At 63.3% G+C, this 13,603-nt stretch carries 16 protein-coding genes; 9 read left to right on the plus strand and 7 right to left on the minus strand.

What is annotated here, in order from left to right; all coding sequences use genetic code 11:
• The first annotated feature begins 28 nt into the window (after positions 1-28).
• Positions 29-163, plus strand: coding sequence for a hypothetical protein (locus DVK01_RS22865; protein ID WP_004517924.1), 135 nt, complete (start codon positions 29-31; stop codon positions 161-163).
• A 40-nt stretch (positions 164-203) separates the two neighbouring features.
• On the opposite strand, the gene DVK01_RS16330 is transcribed toward DVK01_RS22865, so the two are convergent.
• Complete coding sequence (locus DVK01_RS16330; RefSeq protein WP_101350008.1) at positions 204-629, minus strand: DUF5796 family protein; 426 nt, start codon at positions 627-629, stop codon at positions 204-206.
• Between the two features lie 123 nt (positions 630-752).
• Here DVK01_RS16330 and DVK01_RS16335 point away from each other — a divergent pair, with 123 nt between their 5' ends.
• Complete coding sequence (locus DVK01_RS16335; protein WP_121537570.1) at positions 753-2,297, plus strand: alkaline phosphatase family protein; 1,545 nt, start codon at positions 753-755, stop codon at positions 2,295-2,297.
• A gap of 75 nt (positions 2,298-2,372) precedes the next feature.
• Complete coding sequence (locus DVK01_RS16340; RefSeq protein WP_023843253.1) at positions 2,373-2,903, plus strand: Rrf2 family transcriptional regulator; 531 nt, start codon at positions 2,373-2,375, stop codon at positions 2,901-2,903.
• Positions 2,904-2,940: 37 nt separating this feature from the next.
• Here the strand turns inward: DVK01_RS16340 and DVK01_RS16345 are convergent, their stop codons facing one another.
• Entirely contained in the window at positions 2,941-3,891 is a 951-nt protein-coding gene (locus DVK01_RS16345) for a zinc-dependent metalloprotease (RefSeq protein WP_121537572.1), read from the minus strand.
• An 84-nt stretch (positions 3,892-3,975) separates the two neighbouring features.
• Positions 3,976-4,254: a hypothetical protein gene (locus DVK01_RS16350; RefSeq protein WP_101350005.1), complete on the minus strand. Its 279-nt coding sequence runs from the start codon at positions 4,252-4,254 to the stop codon at positions 3,976-3,978.
• A 111-nt stretch (positions 4,255-4,365) separates the two neighbouring features.
• Here DVK01_RS16350 and DVK01_RS16355 point away from each other — a divergent pair, with 111 nt between their 5' ends.
• The 5 genes from DVK01_RS16355 to DVK01_RS16375 all read left to right on the plus strand — a co-directional run bounded on the left by DVK01_RS16355 (position 4,366) and on the right by DVK01_RS16375 (position 7,921).
• A complete protein-coding gene (locus DVK01_RS16355) occupies positions 4,366-5,424 on the plus strand; it encodes a M20/M25/M40 family metallo-hydrolase (protein ID WP_101350004.1) in 1,059 nt (352 codons plus the stop codon).
• Positions 5,425-5,497: 73 nt separating this feature from the next.
• Positions 5,498-5,680, plus strand: coding sequence for an LSM domain-containing protein (locus DVK01_RS16360; RefSeq protein ID WP_004517917.1), 183 nt, complete (start codon positions 5,498-5,500; stop codon positions 5,678-5,680).
• The gene (locus DVK01_RS16365; protein WP_004517916.1) at positions 5,677-5,850 is read left to right on the plus strand and encodes a 50S ribosomal protein L37e; all 174 of its coding nucleotides are present in this window, start codon (positions 5,677-5,679) and stop codon (positions 5,848-5,850) included. The genes DVK01_RS16360 and DVK01_RS16365 overlap by 4 nt, the downstream gene beginning before the upstream one ends.
• A gap of 14 nt (positions 5,851-5,864) precedes the next feature.
• Entirely contained in the window at positions 5,865-7,307 is a 1,443-nt protein-coding gene (gene purF / locus DVK01_RS16370) for an amidophosphoribosyltransferase (RefSeq protein WP_121537574.1), read from the plus strand.
• A 56-nt stretch (positions 7,308-7,363) separates the two neighbouring features.
• Entirely contained in the window at positions 7,364-7,921 is a 558-nt protein-coding gene (locus DVK01_RS16375; protein WP_101350002.1) for a GNAT family N-acetyltransferase, read from the plus strand.
• A gap of 3 nt (positions 7,922-7,924) precedes the next feature.
• On the opposite strand, the gene DVK01_RS16380 is transcribed toward DVK01_RS16375, so the two are convergent.
• Together DVK01_RS16380 and DVK01_RS16385 are read right to left on the minus strand one after the other, a co-directional pair.
• Entirely contained in the window at positions 7,925-8,485 is a 561-nt protein-coding gene (locus DVK01_RS16380) for a DUF420 domain-containing protein (protein ID WP_121512345.1), read from the minus strand.
• Between the two features lie 61 nt (positions 8,486-8,546).
• Positions 8,547-10,082, minus strand: a complete 1,536-nt coding sequence (locus DVK01_RS16385; RefSeq protein ID WP_121537576.1) for a histidine kinase dimerization/phospho-acceptor domain-containing protein — start codon at positions 10,080-10,082, stop codon at positions 8,547-8,549.
• A 129-nt stretch (positions 10,083-10,211) separates the two neighbouring features.
• On the opposite strand from DVK01_RS16385, the gene DVK01_RS16390 reads away from it, so the two are divergent.
• The gene (locus tag DVK01_RS16390) at positions 10,212-10,964 is read left to right on the plus strand and encodes a TrmB family transcriptional regulator sugar-binding domain-containing protein (protein WP_121537646.1); all 753 of its coding nucleotides are present in this window, start codon (positions 10,212-10,214) and stop codon (positions 10,962-10,964) included.
• Between the two features lie 56 nt (positions 10,965-11,020).
• Here DVK01_RS16390 and DVK01_RS16395 read toward each other — a convergent pair whose 3' ends face one another.
• Both DVK01_RS16395 and DVK01_RS16400 read right to left on the minus strand, forming a co-directional pair.
• Complete coding sequence (locus tag DVK01_RS16395; protein ID WP_121537578.1) at positions 11,021-13,294, minus strand: CDC48 family AAA ATPase; 2,274 nt, start codon at positions 13,292-13,294, stop codon at positions 11,021-11,023.
• A complete protein-coding gene (locus tag DVK01_RS16400) occupies positions 13,294-13,539 on the minus strand; it encodes a hypothetical protein (RefSeq protein WP_101349998.1) in 246 nt (81 codons plus the stop codon). The genes DVK01_RS16395 and DVK01_RS16400 overlap by 1 nt, the downstream gene beginning before the upstream one ends.
• Between the last annotated feature and the right edge of the window lie 64 nt (positions 13,540-13,603).

The following is a 13,603-nucleotide window of genomic DNA, read 5'->3' on the forward strand; positions in this document are numbered from 1 at the left end:
TATACGGGCGGCCGTCGGAATCTCTGGTATGGTTGTCCAAACCGAGCGAGACGAGGTCACGTGGTACAAGTGCGAGACCTGTGGCCTGATGTTCGACGACCAGAGCGACGCGCGTCAACACGAGGAGAACTGTGACGACGAAGACCCGTCCTACATCCAGTAACGGTCCTCGCCCTCGCAGTCACGCACCCGCACCACAGGCATTACGCTTCGACGATTTCGAAGCTCCGCTCGCCGAGTTCGTCCTCCTCGAAGACGAATACCCGGCCGTTCGTCACGTCGTAGTCCACTTCCACTTCTGTCCGCATCTGATTGTCCCGGACCGTGACCCCCGGAAACAGTTCGTCTTCCTCGCCGTCGTCAAGGATGACCCGTCCGACGCCCGTCTCTTCGAGAATGTCGTCATGCGTCCGGAGGTCGTTGACGTACACGAGGATACCCGACGTCTCCGTCTCGTCGGTAATCAGGACGTGTGTGTCTTTTCCCGGGGCAGTCTGGATGCTCCCTTCGACCGCCGTTGGGACGCCGTGATAGAACGCCTGGCGGCCGTCGAGGTACTCCACGACGACGCCGTCCTCGGTTAACTCGACCGAGACGGTGTCCGGTGCGATGTCCGACCGGTTGCTCATACTGCCAGTTCCGGCGGCGCGCTCAAAAGTGACGCGTTGTTAGTTTCGACCCGCGGTCGCCCGTCGGCCCGCGTTGGCGACGGGTGCGAAAGGGACTAGTGACTCGCCTGTCTCCGTCTCAGCATGACGAAGACCCTCGTCGTCGGCCTCGACGGCGCGAGCTGGGAACTGCTCGACCCGTGGATTGAGGCCGGCGAGCTCCCGAATCTGGCCGCGTTACGGGACACCGGTACCTGGGCGGGGACACGGAGCTGTCTGCCGCCAGTGACGTTCCCGAACTGGAAGTGCTACTCCTCGGGGAAAGACCCCGGTGGCTTTGGCGTGTTCTGGTTCGAGAACGTCGACCTCGCCGCAGGCGAGATCACCGTAATGAACGGCGGCGACTACGATACCGCCGAGCTGTGGGACTACCTCAACGACGAGGGGCAGTCGGCCGGCGTCGTCAACATGCCGACGATGTACCCGCCGCGGGACATCGACGACCTCGTCGTCGCCGGCGGCCCTGACGCCGTCGAGGGCGAATACCGGTCAATCAGCTCCGGCTACACCTCGCCGCCGGAACTGGCCGATGAACTTGAATCCCGGTTCGACTACAGCGTCCACCCGGACCCGCTGCTGTCCTCGAACGACGAGCGCGGCGCGGAGGTCGACGCCATTCTCGACCTGCTGGAGAAGCGATTCGAGGTAGCGACGACGCTCTTGGACGAGCGAGACCTCGATTTCGTCCACGTGACGCTGTTTTACCTCAATGTCCTGCATCACTTCTTCTGGGACGACGAACCGAGCCTGCGCGCGTGGGAGCTGGTCGACAAGTGGGTCGGCCGACTCGACGACCGGGAGGAGCTGAACCTCGTCCTGATGTCCGATCACGGCTGCGACGCGACCCAGACGGAGTTCTACATCAACGAGTGGCTGGCCGAAAACGGCTATCAGGTCCGGGACACCAGCGTCGACGCCGTCCTCACCCGGATCGGACTCGACCGGGAGAACCTGCTTGCGGTCGCAAAGCGTGCTGGACTGGTCGACACGCTCGCTCGCGTCGTCCCCGAGTCCATCCAGCAGCTTGTTCCACAGCGCGACGGCGTCAAGCGGGACCGGAAGCTCGAAGCTATCGACCTAGAACAGACGAAAGTTGTCGCCAGTGGGCAGGGGCCTGTGTACATCAACCCCCGGTTCGACGTGGAATCGGTCCGCGAGTCGCTGATGGCCGACCTGCGCGAGGTCGAGGACGAACACGGCCCGCTGTTTACCGACGTGTACCGGGGCGAGGACGTGTACAGCGGCCCCTATGTCGACGCCGGGCCGGAGGTCGTCGTCGACCAGCGTCCGGGCGTCCACGTCAACGACGGCATCGGCGGCGGGACTGTCCAGAGCGGCCCTGACCGCTGGGCGGCCGAGAACACGCCCTACGGCATCTTCGCCGCCAGTGGGCCGGATTTCGAGCCACAGGGCGAACTCGACCGTATCAGCATCCTCGACATCGCCCCGACGCTGCTAGCTGCCCACGGCTGTGCGGTGCCGACGGACATGCGCGGCGAGGTGCTCCCGGTGTTTGCCGAGGACCCCGCCGTCGGCGAGCGCGACCCGCTCAGCATCGCGGACGCGCTCGGGAGCGACGACGGCGACGCCGTCGAAGACCGCCTGAAACAACTGGGATACATGGAGTAGCTGCGGCCGTGCCAGCGACTGGCGTCGAATGAGTGAACCCAATGGGATAAGTAGCCGCTCCCGATACACACCGGTATGGTTAGCATCGATCTGAACAACAGCCAGCGAACGATGCTTACGACGCTGGTAAACAGGTATCAACAGACCGGTGAGGCGGTCACCGGTGAGACAATCGCCGAGGAGATCGACCGGAACCCCGGAACAGTACGAAACCAGATGCAGAGCCTGACCTCGCTGGGGCTTGTCGAAGGTATTCCCGGCCCGACAGGCGGATACAAGCCGACCTCCGAGGCCTTCGACGCAATCGACCGCCAGCAGATCGACGAGGCCGAGAGCGTCGTCGTCGCTCACGACTACGAACGGGTCGACGTCACTGTCGAGGAAATCAACTTTACGAACGTCCACGACCCGGAGAAGTGCCGCGCCCGGTTCCACCTCCAGAGTTCGGTACAGGACTTCAGCGAAGGCCAGGCAGTCATTCTCGGCCCGACGCCGATCTCAAAGCTCGTCGTCGCCGGGACGGTTGTCGCTGTCGACGAATCGAACAGCGAAATCCTCCTCGACGTCGCGAAAATCGAAGCGCCTGTCGAAGAGCCGGAGAAATAAGCGGTCTGTACGGCCACGTAGCGTGCTGTAGCCTACTTCAGGGGTCGACGCGGTCGATCCACAGCGTCGGCGTCTCTATTTCGTCTTCAGTGGGAAGGGTGTCCGGCGAGTCCCAGACGCGCCCGGCCGCAGCGACGCCGCGGGCGTCTGCGACTGTGTCAAAAAACGCCTTTCCGCGTTCGTACTGCTGCCGTTTCATCCCGAGACCGAGCAGTCGTCGCATAAGCGACGCGATGGGACCACGTCCCTGTCGGCGCTGATCGACTTTCCGCCGCAGGTCGTCGTACGCGTCGTCGAAGGCACGGTCCATCAGCAGTTCCGCGTACCCCTCGACGGCGGTCATCGTCGTATCGAGTTCACCAAGCGTCGTCCGGTCGATGTTGCCGTCGGTGAGGTTGTCGATGGCGTCCTCCATCGCCGTTTCGAGATGGTCCGAGAGCCACGGGGCCGCGCCGAACTCCGCCGCGTGCGTGACCTCGTGGAAGGCAATCCAGCGGCGAAAGCGGTCCCGCTCGACGTTCAACTGATCGGCGACCCGGTTGATGTTGGGGCGCACGAAGTACAGCGCGTGGGCGTCGTTGTCCGCGAGCAGGACGGGGTCGTACTGGCCAAGAACGTTGTTTCCCAGGAACGACAATGCAACGGCCATCGACCCGGTGTTGACGACGCGGGCGATGCCGGGCATGTACTCGGCCTGCTGTTCGATCGGCTCCATCACGCGACTGAACGTCGCGACATTGGCGTCGATCCAGTGGTGGCGGTTCTGGATTTCGACAGTCTCGGGCAGATCAAAGGCGAGTTCACCGACCTCACGAACGCGGTCTCTGGCGTCCCGAACGTCGGTGGCGTAGCCGTCGCGTTCAGGCTTCTCGACGGTGAGGTCGCCTGTGTCAGTGGCCCCCTTTGCGGCGTCGGCGACAGCACTCCAGTCGATGGGGCCGTCGCCGGTCGCGCCGGCGACAGCCTGTACACTGTGGTATAATCCCATACGTCTGAAATGTGGCGGGAGGAAATAGGCCTTCTCCCTGTAAAAACGACTCCCCGCGTCCGGTTCGGGAGCGGGGCCTATCCGCTACAGGTCGCCATCGCTAGCAGCACCGTCATCGGACCCGCCGAGGTACAGGCGCAGCACGAGCGCGACAACTGCGACGACACCGAGTACCGCGAGTGCGAGGCGAGCGACACTGGGGCCACTGCCGCCTTCTGCGTCCGTTTCGTCGCGTGATCTGTCCGTCCGCGACCACGACGACGTGCTGTCTGAGCCGTCGTCATCGTCACCAGCGCTGAACGGAGCGTTCGCAGTGAACTCCGCACCGTCGAGATGTACTTCCAGGAAGGTGAATTCTGCCATAGTGACAGTTCGACGCCGCGGCTCTTAGCCGTGGCGGTACCGGGCTACGACGGCCGGTCCCATCCGTGTGCAGTCCGCTGTTTTCATGACCACGGGGGATCTATGTCGCCTATGGACACACGACGACGAGAGTTTCTCGAATCCCTTCTGACAACGCCCGGTCCGTCTGGATACGAGGCCGACAGCCAGCGGGTGTGGCTCGACTACGTCAGCGAGTTCGCCGACGAGGTTCGAACGGACGACTACGGGAACGCCGTCGCGAAAGTCGAGGGCGGCGACACGACCGTCGCCCTCGCGGGCCACGGGGACGAGATCGGCTTCATTGTTCGGGACTTCACCGACGACGGCTTCGTCAAACTGGGCCGCATTGGCGGCTCAGACAAGACTGTCTCGCGCGGGCAACACGTCACCATTCACACGGCCGACGGTCCCGTCTCGGGCGTCGTCGGACAGACCGCGATTCACCTCCGGGACTCGGATGACGACTCCGTGCCGGAGATCGCCGAACAGCACGTGGACGTAGGTGCAGCGGACGGCGACGAAGTGGAATCGCTCGTCGACCGTGGCGACCCGGTGACGTTCGTCCAGACGCTGAGCGAACTGGAGAACGGCCGGCTGGCGGCCCGGGGGATGGACAACCGCATCGGTATCTGGGCGGCCGCTGAGGGCCTTCGCCGTGCGGCAGAGTCGGATGTGGACGCGACGGTTTACGCGGTCTCGACAGTACAAGAGGAGGTCGGCGTGCAGGGTGCAAAGATGGTCGGGTTCGACCTCGCGCCTGACGTTGCCATCGCCGCTGACGTGACTCACGCGACGGACGCACCGGGCTCGCCCGGCAAGGCCGCGACGGGTGTGGAACTCGGCGAAGGACCGGTCGTCGCTCGCGGGAGCGCGAACCATCCGGTCGCGGTCGACGCACTCCGGGAGACCGGCAAAGAGGAGGACATCGACATTCAGTTGCAGGCGACGGGCATCCGGACCGGGACCGACGCGGACGCCTTCTACACCTCGCGGGGTGGAATTCCGTCGGTCAACGTCGGCCTGCCGAACCGCTATATGCACACGCCGGTCGAGGTTATCGACCCCGACGACCTCGACGCGCTCGCGGACCTGCTGGCTGGTTTCGCCGTCCGAGCGGCCGACCGAGCGCCGTTTAGCGTCGAGGTCTAGGATATCGGAACCGTGGTGGGAGTGCCATCGCGCAAACGGTACGTTTAAGCGGCCATCACTATCCAAACCGTACATGAGTGGACGACCGCTGGATGTACTCGAAGCGTCCCTCGGTGAGACAGTCACCGTACAGCTGAAGGGTGGCGAGCTGTTCGAGGGGGAACTCACCGGCTACGACCAACACATGAACCTCGTCGTTGAGGATGAAGACACAACGATTATACGCGGCGATAACGTCGTCTCAATTACTCCATGACTGGCGCAGGAACTCCGAGTCAGGGCAAGAAAAACACCACGACACACACGAAGTGCCGACGGTGTGGTGAAAAGTCGTATCACACGAAAAAGAAGGTCTGCTCGTCGTGCGGTTTCGGCAAGTCGGCCAAGCGGCGTGACTACGAGTGGCAGTCGAAAGCGGGCGAATAACACACTCAACACAAATGCACGAGAAGTGCGGCGTTGTTGGCATCTCTTTGGAGGACCGTGACGCCGCCCGACCGCTTTACTACTCCTTGTACGCGCTTCAGCACCGCGGCCAGGAATCGGCCGGCATCGTCACCCACGACGGGTTCCAGCAGTACAGCCACGTCGAAATGGGACTCGTCGGTGACGCCTTCGACCCCGGTGATCTGGAGGCGCTCAACGGCCCGAACGGTATCGGCCACGTCCGATACCCGACCGCCGGGAGCGTCAACGCCTGCTGTGCCCAGCCGTTCTCCGTTTCGTTCAAGTCGGGGTCGCTGGGCCTCTCGCACAACGGGAACCTCGTCAACGCCGACGAAATCGGCGACGAACTGGCCGACCTCGGCCACGCCTTCACGTCCGACGGCGACACCGAGGTCATCGCCCACGACCTCGCGCGTAATCTCTTGGAGGAGGACCTGGTCCGGGCCGTCAAGCGGACGATGAACCGTATCCACGGGTCGTACTCACTGACCATCATGCACGACGAGACGGTGCTCGGTGTGCGCGACCCGCAGGGCAACCGGCCGCTGTGTATCGGCGAACTCGAGGACGGCTACGTCCTCGCCTCCGAGTCGGCCGCCATCGACACGCTCGACGGCGAACTGATCCGGGATGTCAAGCCCGGCGAGCTCGTCGTCCTGCACGCCGACGGGACCGGCTACGACACGTACCAGCTAATCCAGCCCGAGAACACGGCCCACTGTTTCTTCGAACACGTCTACTTCGCGCGACCGGACTCGACCATCGACGAGAACCTCGTTTACGAGGTCCGGCGCGAACTAGGCCGGAAACTCTGGGAAGAGTCCGGCGTCGAATCGGACGTGGTGTTGCCGGTGCCTGACTCCGGACGTGCGTTCGCCTCCGGATACGCCGAAGCCGCACAGGACGACGGTTCGGACATCGAATTCGCTGAAGGGCTGATGAAAAACCGGTACGTCGGCCGCACGTTCATCATGCCGACCCAGGACGAGCGCGAGCGGGCCGTCCGGCTGAAGCTCAACCCCATCAAGTCGACTATCGAGGGCAAAAGCGTCACCATCATCGACGACTCTATCGTCCGCGGGACCACCTCGACGCAACTGATCCAATTGCTGAAAGACGCCGGGGCCGAGGAGGTCCACGTCCGCATCGGAGCGCCGCCCATCGTCGCGCCCTGTTACATGGGCATCGACATGGCCTCACGGGACGAACTCATCGCCGGGAACCAGTCCGTCGACGAGATCCGCAGCGAAATCGAGGCGGACTCGCTGTCGTATCTCTCCATCGACGCCATCGCAGAGACGCTGGACAAGAGCCAAACTGACCTCTGTCTCGGCTGTGTCACCGGCGAATACCCCTACGACATCGAGGGCGAGGCGACGGACCGCGACGTTGCCCGCCCCGATATCGGGACGCAATCGAGGCCGGCTGACGACTAGCGTCGTCGGTGCAGACTGGCACCACATTTTTGCGCAGTCCGAGCAAGGACTCACGCATGCCAGGGCCGTCCTTCCTCGCAACTGACCGAACTGCCCTCCGGTCCCCGGAGCGGGATGACCTCGACTGGATACAGCGCGTGTTTCACGACGAGAAGGTCTGGGGGCTGGGGACGTACGCCCGCCCGCCGACCACCGACCAGATGGAGTCCTACTACGAGGAGACGCTGTCCGACGAGGACTCGGTCCATCTACTGGTCTGTATCGACCCGGACGGAAGTCCCGGACGGGTCGAGGACCGAACCGAGCCGGTCGGACTCGTCGCCATGACCGACCACGACCCAGAGCGGGGCACAGCCGAACTGGCCTACTGGCTCGACCCGGATGCCTGGGGCCAGGGGTACGCCACCGAGGCAGCGGGCAGACTGGTCCAGTATGGCTTCGACCAGCGAGCGCTCCGGAAGTGGTCGGCGAAGATTGTTGGCGGGAACGACCGTTCCGTCGCAGTGGTCGACCGACTGGGATTCAGCAAAGAAGGCACGCACCGGGCGGAGTGGTATCTTGACGGCGCGTGGCGAGACATGTTGTGGTTCGGCCTGCTCAGAGCGGAGCGCTAGTCTTCACCAGATCAGGTACAGCATCGCGTAGACGGCGATACCCATCGAGAACGAGATCAGCCACAGCCCCGCGGCCAGCTTTCCGGCCCGCGGGTGGTTCGTCGACGGCAGTTCCGAGACGGGGTACGTGTAGGCCAGCAGCAGGACGTAGTACACCGCCGGGATAGCGATGATGGCAAGCAGGATGTGGACGGCGAGAAACGGCAGGTAGAAGTACATCTCGACGACCGACGGACCGGTGAAGTCCGTTGGCCCTTCGAGCGTTATCCGATAGAGATACAGCACGAGAAACAGGGCGAACAGGCCAAACGAGGAGAGCATCAGCTTTCGGTGTCGCGCGACGTTGCCGCGACGGATTGCTCGAACGCCACCGACGATTGTGCCGATAGCGAGGGCACTGACCACAGCGTTGGCGTGAGGGATTGCCCCGAGCACGCTCGCGGGCGCAGCGGGGAGAGCCGACCGGGGAATCGCCCCGAGAACGGCCCCAAACACGAGCGCGAGCGACACGACCGTCAACAGGCCAGTGAGTGCTGGCACGCGATACCGAGCCTGAAGATCCATACCACAACTCCGGACTGGATGCAAAATACGGTTTCGAGTCACGTACGGCGAGGCCGGGTCGCTACGTGGGTTTCGCTGACGGCCGTTCAACACCGGTCACGTGCAGCCGGACCCGTCCCGTCGGGTCGTTGGAGAGGGCGATTTCCCACCCGTGGCCCTGTGCGATTTCTCGGATCACGGCGAGATGGAGTCCGCCACCCTCGTCACTGGAAGCGTAATAGAGCTCAAACGGTCCCTCCTGTCCCACCTCTAACGGGATGCTGTCGTGTTCAAGCGCGAATCCGTCGGCCGTGTCGGTGATCGTTATCTTCCCGGTGTCACCCTGCTCCGTGGCGAGCCGAAAGAAGTTTTCCGCAAGCTGACGCAGGCGGTTGCTATCGGCCAGTATCGTCTCGGTACAGTCGATTTCGATGGTCGACCCATCGGTGGTGACCGTCGTCCAAGCGTCGGCCATCACGTCGGAGAGCGCGACTGGCTCGACGGTGTACTGTCTGCCGCCTTCTCGGGCGATCTCCATGAGATCGTCGATGAGAAACGACATCCGGGTGTGGCTGCGCTGGATGGCGTCGAACTCCTCGGCGGCGTGTTCAGCGGCTAGCAGCTCGACCCGACCCATCGCCGCCTGAAGCGGGTTCCGGAGTTCGTGTGAGATAATCTGTGCGAGCTCTCGGAGCCGCTCTTTCTGCTGTTCCAGCTCCGTCGTCCGCTGCTGGAGCGCGTCTTTCGTCTGGCTGGCGTCGATAGCCAGCGCGATGTTGTGCCCGACCTCCCTGAACGTATCCTGTTCTTCCGCGTCGAAGGTGTCGACACTGTCGGCGTATACTCCGAGGACACCGTACGAATCCCCGCCGTACACCAGTGGGACCGCAAGAATTCGGGTGCAGTCCGTCTCCAGTGCCTCTGTGTCGTCTGCGACCGTTGCGTGGTCGATGTCTGCAACGACCAGTCGGTTTTCTGACTCAGCGCGGCGCAACGGGTCCGGTGCGGTAATAGAAACGTGGTCACGCTGTGACCCCAGCGCTCGAACGACCGGCCTGTCGTACTGACAGGTCACCGTACAGGCCTCAGTGTATCTGGTTGTGCCTGCCAGAACCGCCGTGACATCGCGTTCGATATCCATCCGCGACTGTGAGCGGACGAGCGCCTGATTGACCAGCCGGACAGCCTCGTTGAGCTGTTTTCGCTTGTTCGCCCGCTGCCGGGCCGGACTGGAAGCGACAGCGGCATCGACCTGTGCCAGAAGTCGCTGGTGGGCATCGCTTACTGTACTCGGAATGTAGCCGAACACGTCGCGGCTGTAGGCTTCGCGGGCGATGTCGCCGTTTGTCACTTCGGCAAAGAGGACAACCGGGAGTTCGGGGTGGCTCTCCCGCAGCCGTTCGATCACGGTCAGCCCACCGAGATACTGTGTCCCGTCCACGTTCTCCACTTCGCAGTTCGTGACGACGCAGTCCGTGTCGTAGTCCTCGAGCGCACACTCCAGATCACGAACCCCGTCGAACTCGTTGACGGTGAGGCCACTGTCCCGGAGCATCGAAATCGCGGCCCTGTCCTGGCTCGGACTGCGGACGAACAGGACGGTGGGCTGTGACTTCATCACCCATCCAAAGAGACACGCACATAAAGAAGTTACACCAGACCTCTCTCTGCTGATGACGGTTCCCGTCTCAGCGCCGCTTGCTTCCGATTCAGGAGACAATTTATACACGTAGCACCGAATTCTATGCTGATGGGACAATCGGGACTGGAAATCCACCGGACCCAGTCGTCAGTCATCAGTGCGATGCAATCACTTATTGAAAGTGCCGATGAGAGTCTCACGATTGCGCTCCCGAAATCGGCCCTCTCTGCGTTTATGCCGCAACTCAGCGCCGCTATCGAGCGGGATGTACTGGTATTGTTACTTGTCCACGGCGATGAGACAGCATCGACGCCCGCATATGAGGACATCGCGACGGCGGTCCGGACAATCGAGAGCGGCATTACCCCGCTGCTTGTGACCGCCGATATGCAGCGCGGGCTCACTGGGCATTCCGGACTGCTGACTGACTCGATGGCAGAGCATCAGGCGACTACATTCGACAACGAGAACCTCGCACATGACGAGTTCACGATGTTTCTCGGCAGTCACTGGCTGATGGGAACGGAATGCTACGTCGCCGACATGTGTGCGTTCCCGCGGACGTTCTCCGCGTTTCAATTTGCAGTACTCATGGCGGCACTGGCGCTACGGGAAGGGACGCCGATCACTGCTCGCGCTCGGGTCCTTTCGACGACGGACCGAACTGAGACAACGATATCAGGACCCGTAATAAATGCCCGGCAGAGTCTCGTCTATCCCGCATCGAGCAAGAACCCGGCGGAACGGTCGCTCACCATCGACGCCGATTCAGGACCGGTCACTGTCGGCGGGGCCGGTGCGACAAAGGAAGCCTACGAATGTCTCGAAATCACGCTCGACAGGCTTGACGATCATTAACGCAACGAAAATCGACCCTCAACTGCGGAACATCAGCGCTGGTGTGTCGCCCGTCCCTATTGGAAGGTGCGGCTGGCCGTGCTCTCGTCGGTGACGCCGGGTTCGGCCCGGTCGAAGCGCTGTTCGATCTCGTCGTAGCGCTCGCGGGTCTCCTCGGTGACGCTGGGGCCGACCTCCTCAAGCGCGTGCTCGAAGTGGTCCATTGTCACGCGGACGTTGCTGACGCTGTCACCGATTTCCTCGGGGTCCACGCTGTTGATGAACTCCCGGGTCGCGGCCATCGACGCTTCGCGGGCGACCGCTTCGATGTCCGCGCCGACGTAGCCGTCCGTGCGGCGGGCCAGTTCGTCGAGGTCGACGCCGTCGGCCAGGGGCTTGTTCCGGGTGTGGACCTGGAAGATGGCGCGCCGGGCGTCCTCGTCGGGGACGGGCACGTGGACGTGCCGGTCCAGCCGACCGGGGCGCAGGAGCGCGTCGTCGATGAGGTCCGGGCGGTTCGTGGTCGCGACGACCACGACGTTCTCCATGTCCTCGATGCCGTCCAGTTCCGTCAGCAGCTGGGAGACGACGCGTTCGCCGACGCCGGAGTCGGTCGTGCCGCCGCCCCGTTCGCTGGCGATGGAGTCGATTTCGTCGAAGAACACCACGGTCGGGGCGTTCTCGCGGGCCTTGCTGAACACTTCGCGGACGCCCTTCTCGGACTCGCCGACGAACTTGTTCAGCAGCTCCGGCCCCTTCACGGAGATGAAGTTCGACTGGGCCTCGTTGGCGACTGCCTTCGCGAGGAGGGTCTTCCCGGTGCCGGGCGGGCCGTACATCAGCACGCCCTTGGCGGCTTCCAGATCCATCGACTCGAACACGTCTTCGTACTCGAGCGGCCACTGGATAGTCTCCCGGAGTCGTTCCTTGGTGTCTTCGAGGCCGCCGACGGAGTCCCAGGTGACATCAGGGACTTCGACGAAGACCTCCCGGAGCGCGGAGGGCTCGATGCCCTTCATCGCCTCGCGGAAGTCCTCGTCCTCAATCTCTAGACGTTCGAGCACCTCGGCGTCAATCTCGTCGGATTCGAGGTCGAGTTCCGGGCGGATGCGCCGGAGGGCGTTCATCGCACTCTCTTTGGTGAGGGAGGCGAGGTCAGCGCCGACGAAGCCGTGGGTGTTCTCGGCGTAGTTTTCGATGTTGATTTCCTCGGAGAGGGGCATCCCGCGGGTGTGGACCTGCAGGATTTCCTTGCGGCCCTCCTTGTCCGGGACGCCGATTTCGATTTCGCGGTCGAAGCGGCCGCCGCGGCGCAGCGCCGGGTCGATAGCGTCGACGCGGTTCGTCGCGCCGATAACGATGACCTGTCCGCGCTCTTCGAGGCCGTCCATCAGCGAGAGTAGCTGGGCGACCACGCGGCGTTCCACGTCGCCCTGGGTCTCGCCGCGCTTGGGCGCGATGGAGTCGATTTCGTCGATGAAGACGATGGCGGGGGAGTTCTCGGAGGCCTCGTCGAACACCTCGCGGAGCTGCTCCTCGCTCTCGCCGTAGTACTTCGACATGATCTCCGGGCCGGAGATGGTGGTGAAGTACGCGTCAATTTCGTTGGCGACGGCCTTGGCCATCAGCGTCTTCCCGGTACCGGGCGGGCCGTGCAAGAGGACGCCCTTCGGCGGCTCGATGCCGAGCTGCTGGAACAGCTCGGGGTGGCGCATCGGCAGCTCGATCATCTCCCGGACCTGTTCGAGCTCGCGGTCGAGACCGCCGATGTCCTCGTAGGTCACGTCGGGCGTGTCGCTCGCTTCGGGCGCGCCCTCGCCGCTGTGGACCTGCTCGGCGGGCATCTCGCTGACCTGGATGTCCGTGGAGTCGGTCACGACGACCGTGCCGGAGGGTTCGGTCTCCGCGATTTTCAGGGGAATCTTCTGTCCGGACATCGAGGAGAGCGGGCCGAGGCCGAAGCTCACCGGGACGGTCTGGCCCTGCGTGACGGCCTGCCCGCTGAGGTTGTTGCGAATCATCGGCCCGACGTTGCCCCGGACCCGGAGGTTCTGGGGTAGCGCGACGGTGACTGAGGTCGCGGGGTTGACATCGGCTTTCTCGATGTTTACGTGGTCGTCAATACCGACGTTGGCTTCCTGCCGGAGCTGCCCGTCGATACGGACGATACCCTTCGCCTCGTCCTCGGGGTAGCCGGGCCAGACGCGGGCGACCGCGCGGCTGTCCTGTTTCCCCTCGAGAACGATGTAATCGCCGTTCTCGAGGTCGAGTTCGTCCATCGCGGCGCGGTCGATAGCCGCGAGGCCTCGGCCGGCGTCTTTCTGTTTGAGTGGTTTGACAGTAAGTCTCATCAGTTATCTCCCTCGCGCTCTGACAGTTCGATAGTGAGAACCCCGTGGTTCATAAACGCTCGTGCGTCGTCACCAGGGAGTTCCTGTTCGTACTGGTGGCCGTCAGCGACGACGATGACGGTCCCGTCGACCACATCGACACTCGCGTCGGCATCGGGTCCCACGTCCGCCGCGAGCACGACGCTGTCGTCGTACTCGAATCGGCGGAGGGGCGTCTCGTCGAACAACTGCTGTTCCGAAGTCATGCTAACTCAAAGTAAGCGATATTAGTATATAAACCTATCGCTGAAATGCGCTGTACTGCGGGAA

Origin of the sequence: Haloarcula sp. Atlit-120R (assembly GCF_003665885.1) — an archaeon.
GTDB lineage: Archaea > Halobacteriota > Halobacteria > Halobacteriales > Haloarculaceae > Haloarcula > Haloarcula taiwanensis.

Excerpts from the sequence above, each read along its gene's own strand:
- DVK01_RS22865 (WP_004517924.1), top strand. The coding sequence starts at position 29 with ATGGTTGTCCAAACCGAGCGAGACGAGGTCACGTGGTACAAGTGCGAG.
- DVK01_RS16330 (WP_101350008.1), bottom strand. The coding sequence starts at position 629 with ATGAGCAACCGGTCGGACATCGCACCGGACACCGTCTCGGTCGAGTTA.
- DVK01_RS16335 (WP_121537570.1), top strand. The coding sequence starts at position 753 with ATGACGAAGACCCTCGTCGTCGGCCTCGACGGCGCGAGCTGGGAACTG.
- DVK01_RS16340 (WP_023843253.1), top strand. The coding sequence starts at position 2,373 with ATGGTTAGCATCGATCTGAACAACAGCCAGCGAACGATGCTTACGACG.
- DVK01_RS16345 (WP_121537572.1), bottom strand. The coding sequence starts at position 3,891 with ATGGGATTATACCACAGTGTACAGGCTGTCGCCGGCGCGACCGGCGAC.
- DVK01_RS16350 (WP_101350005.1), bottom strand. The coding sequence starts at position 4,254 with ATGGCAGAATTCACCTTCCTGGAAGTACATCTCGACGGTGCGGAGTTC.
- DVK01_RS16355 (WP_101350004.1), top strand. The coding sequence starts at position 4,366 with ATGGACACACGACGACGAGAGTTTCTCGAATCCCTTCTGACAACGCCC.
- DVK01_RS16360 (WP_004517917.1), top strand. The coding sequence starts at position 5,498 with ATGAGTGGACGACCGCTGGATGTACTCGAAGCGTCCCTCGGTGAGACA.
- DVK01_RS16365 (WP_004517916.1), top strand. The coding sequence starts at position 5,677 with ATGACTGGCGCAGGAACTCCGAGTCAGGGCAAGAAAAACACCACGACA.
- purF (WP_121537574.1), top strand. The coding sequence starts at position 5,865 with ATGCACGAGAAGTGCGGCGTTGTTGGCATCTCTTTGGAGGACCGTGAC.
- DVK01_RS16375 (WP_101350002.1), top strand. The coding sequence starts at position 7,364 with ATGCCAGGGCCGTCCTTCCTCGCAACTGACCGAACTGCCCTCCGGTCC.
- DVK01_RS16380 (WP_121512345.1), bottom strand. The coding sequence starts at position 8,485 with ATGGATCTTCAGGCTCGGTATCGCGTGCCAGCACTCACTGGCCTGTTG.
- DVK01_RS16385 (WP_121537576.1), bottom strand. The coding sequence starts at position 10,082 with ATGAAGTCACAGCCCACCGTCCTGTTCGTCCGCAGTCCGAGCCAGGAC.
- DVK01_RS16395 (WP_121537578.1), bottom strand. The coding sequence starts at position 13,294 with ATGAGACTTACTGTCAAACCACTCAAACAGAAAGACGCCGGCCGAGGC.
- DVK01_RS16400 (WP_101349998.1), bottom strand. The coding sequence starts at position 13,539 with ATGACTTCGGAACAGCAGTTGTTCGACGAGACGCCCCTCCGCCGATTC.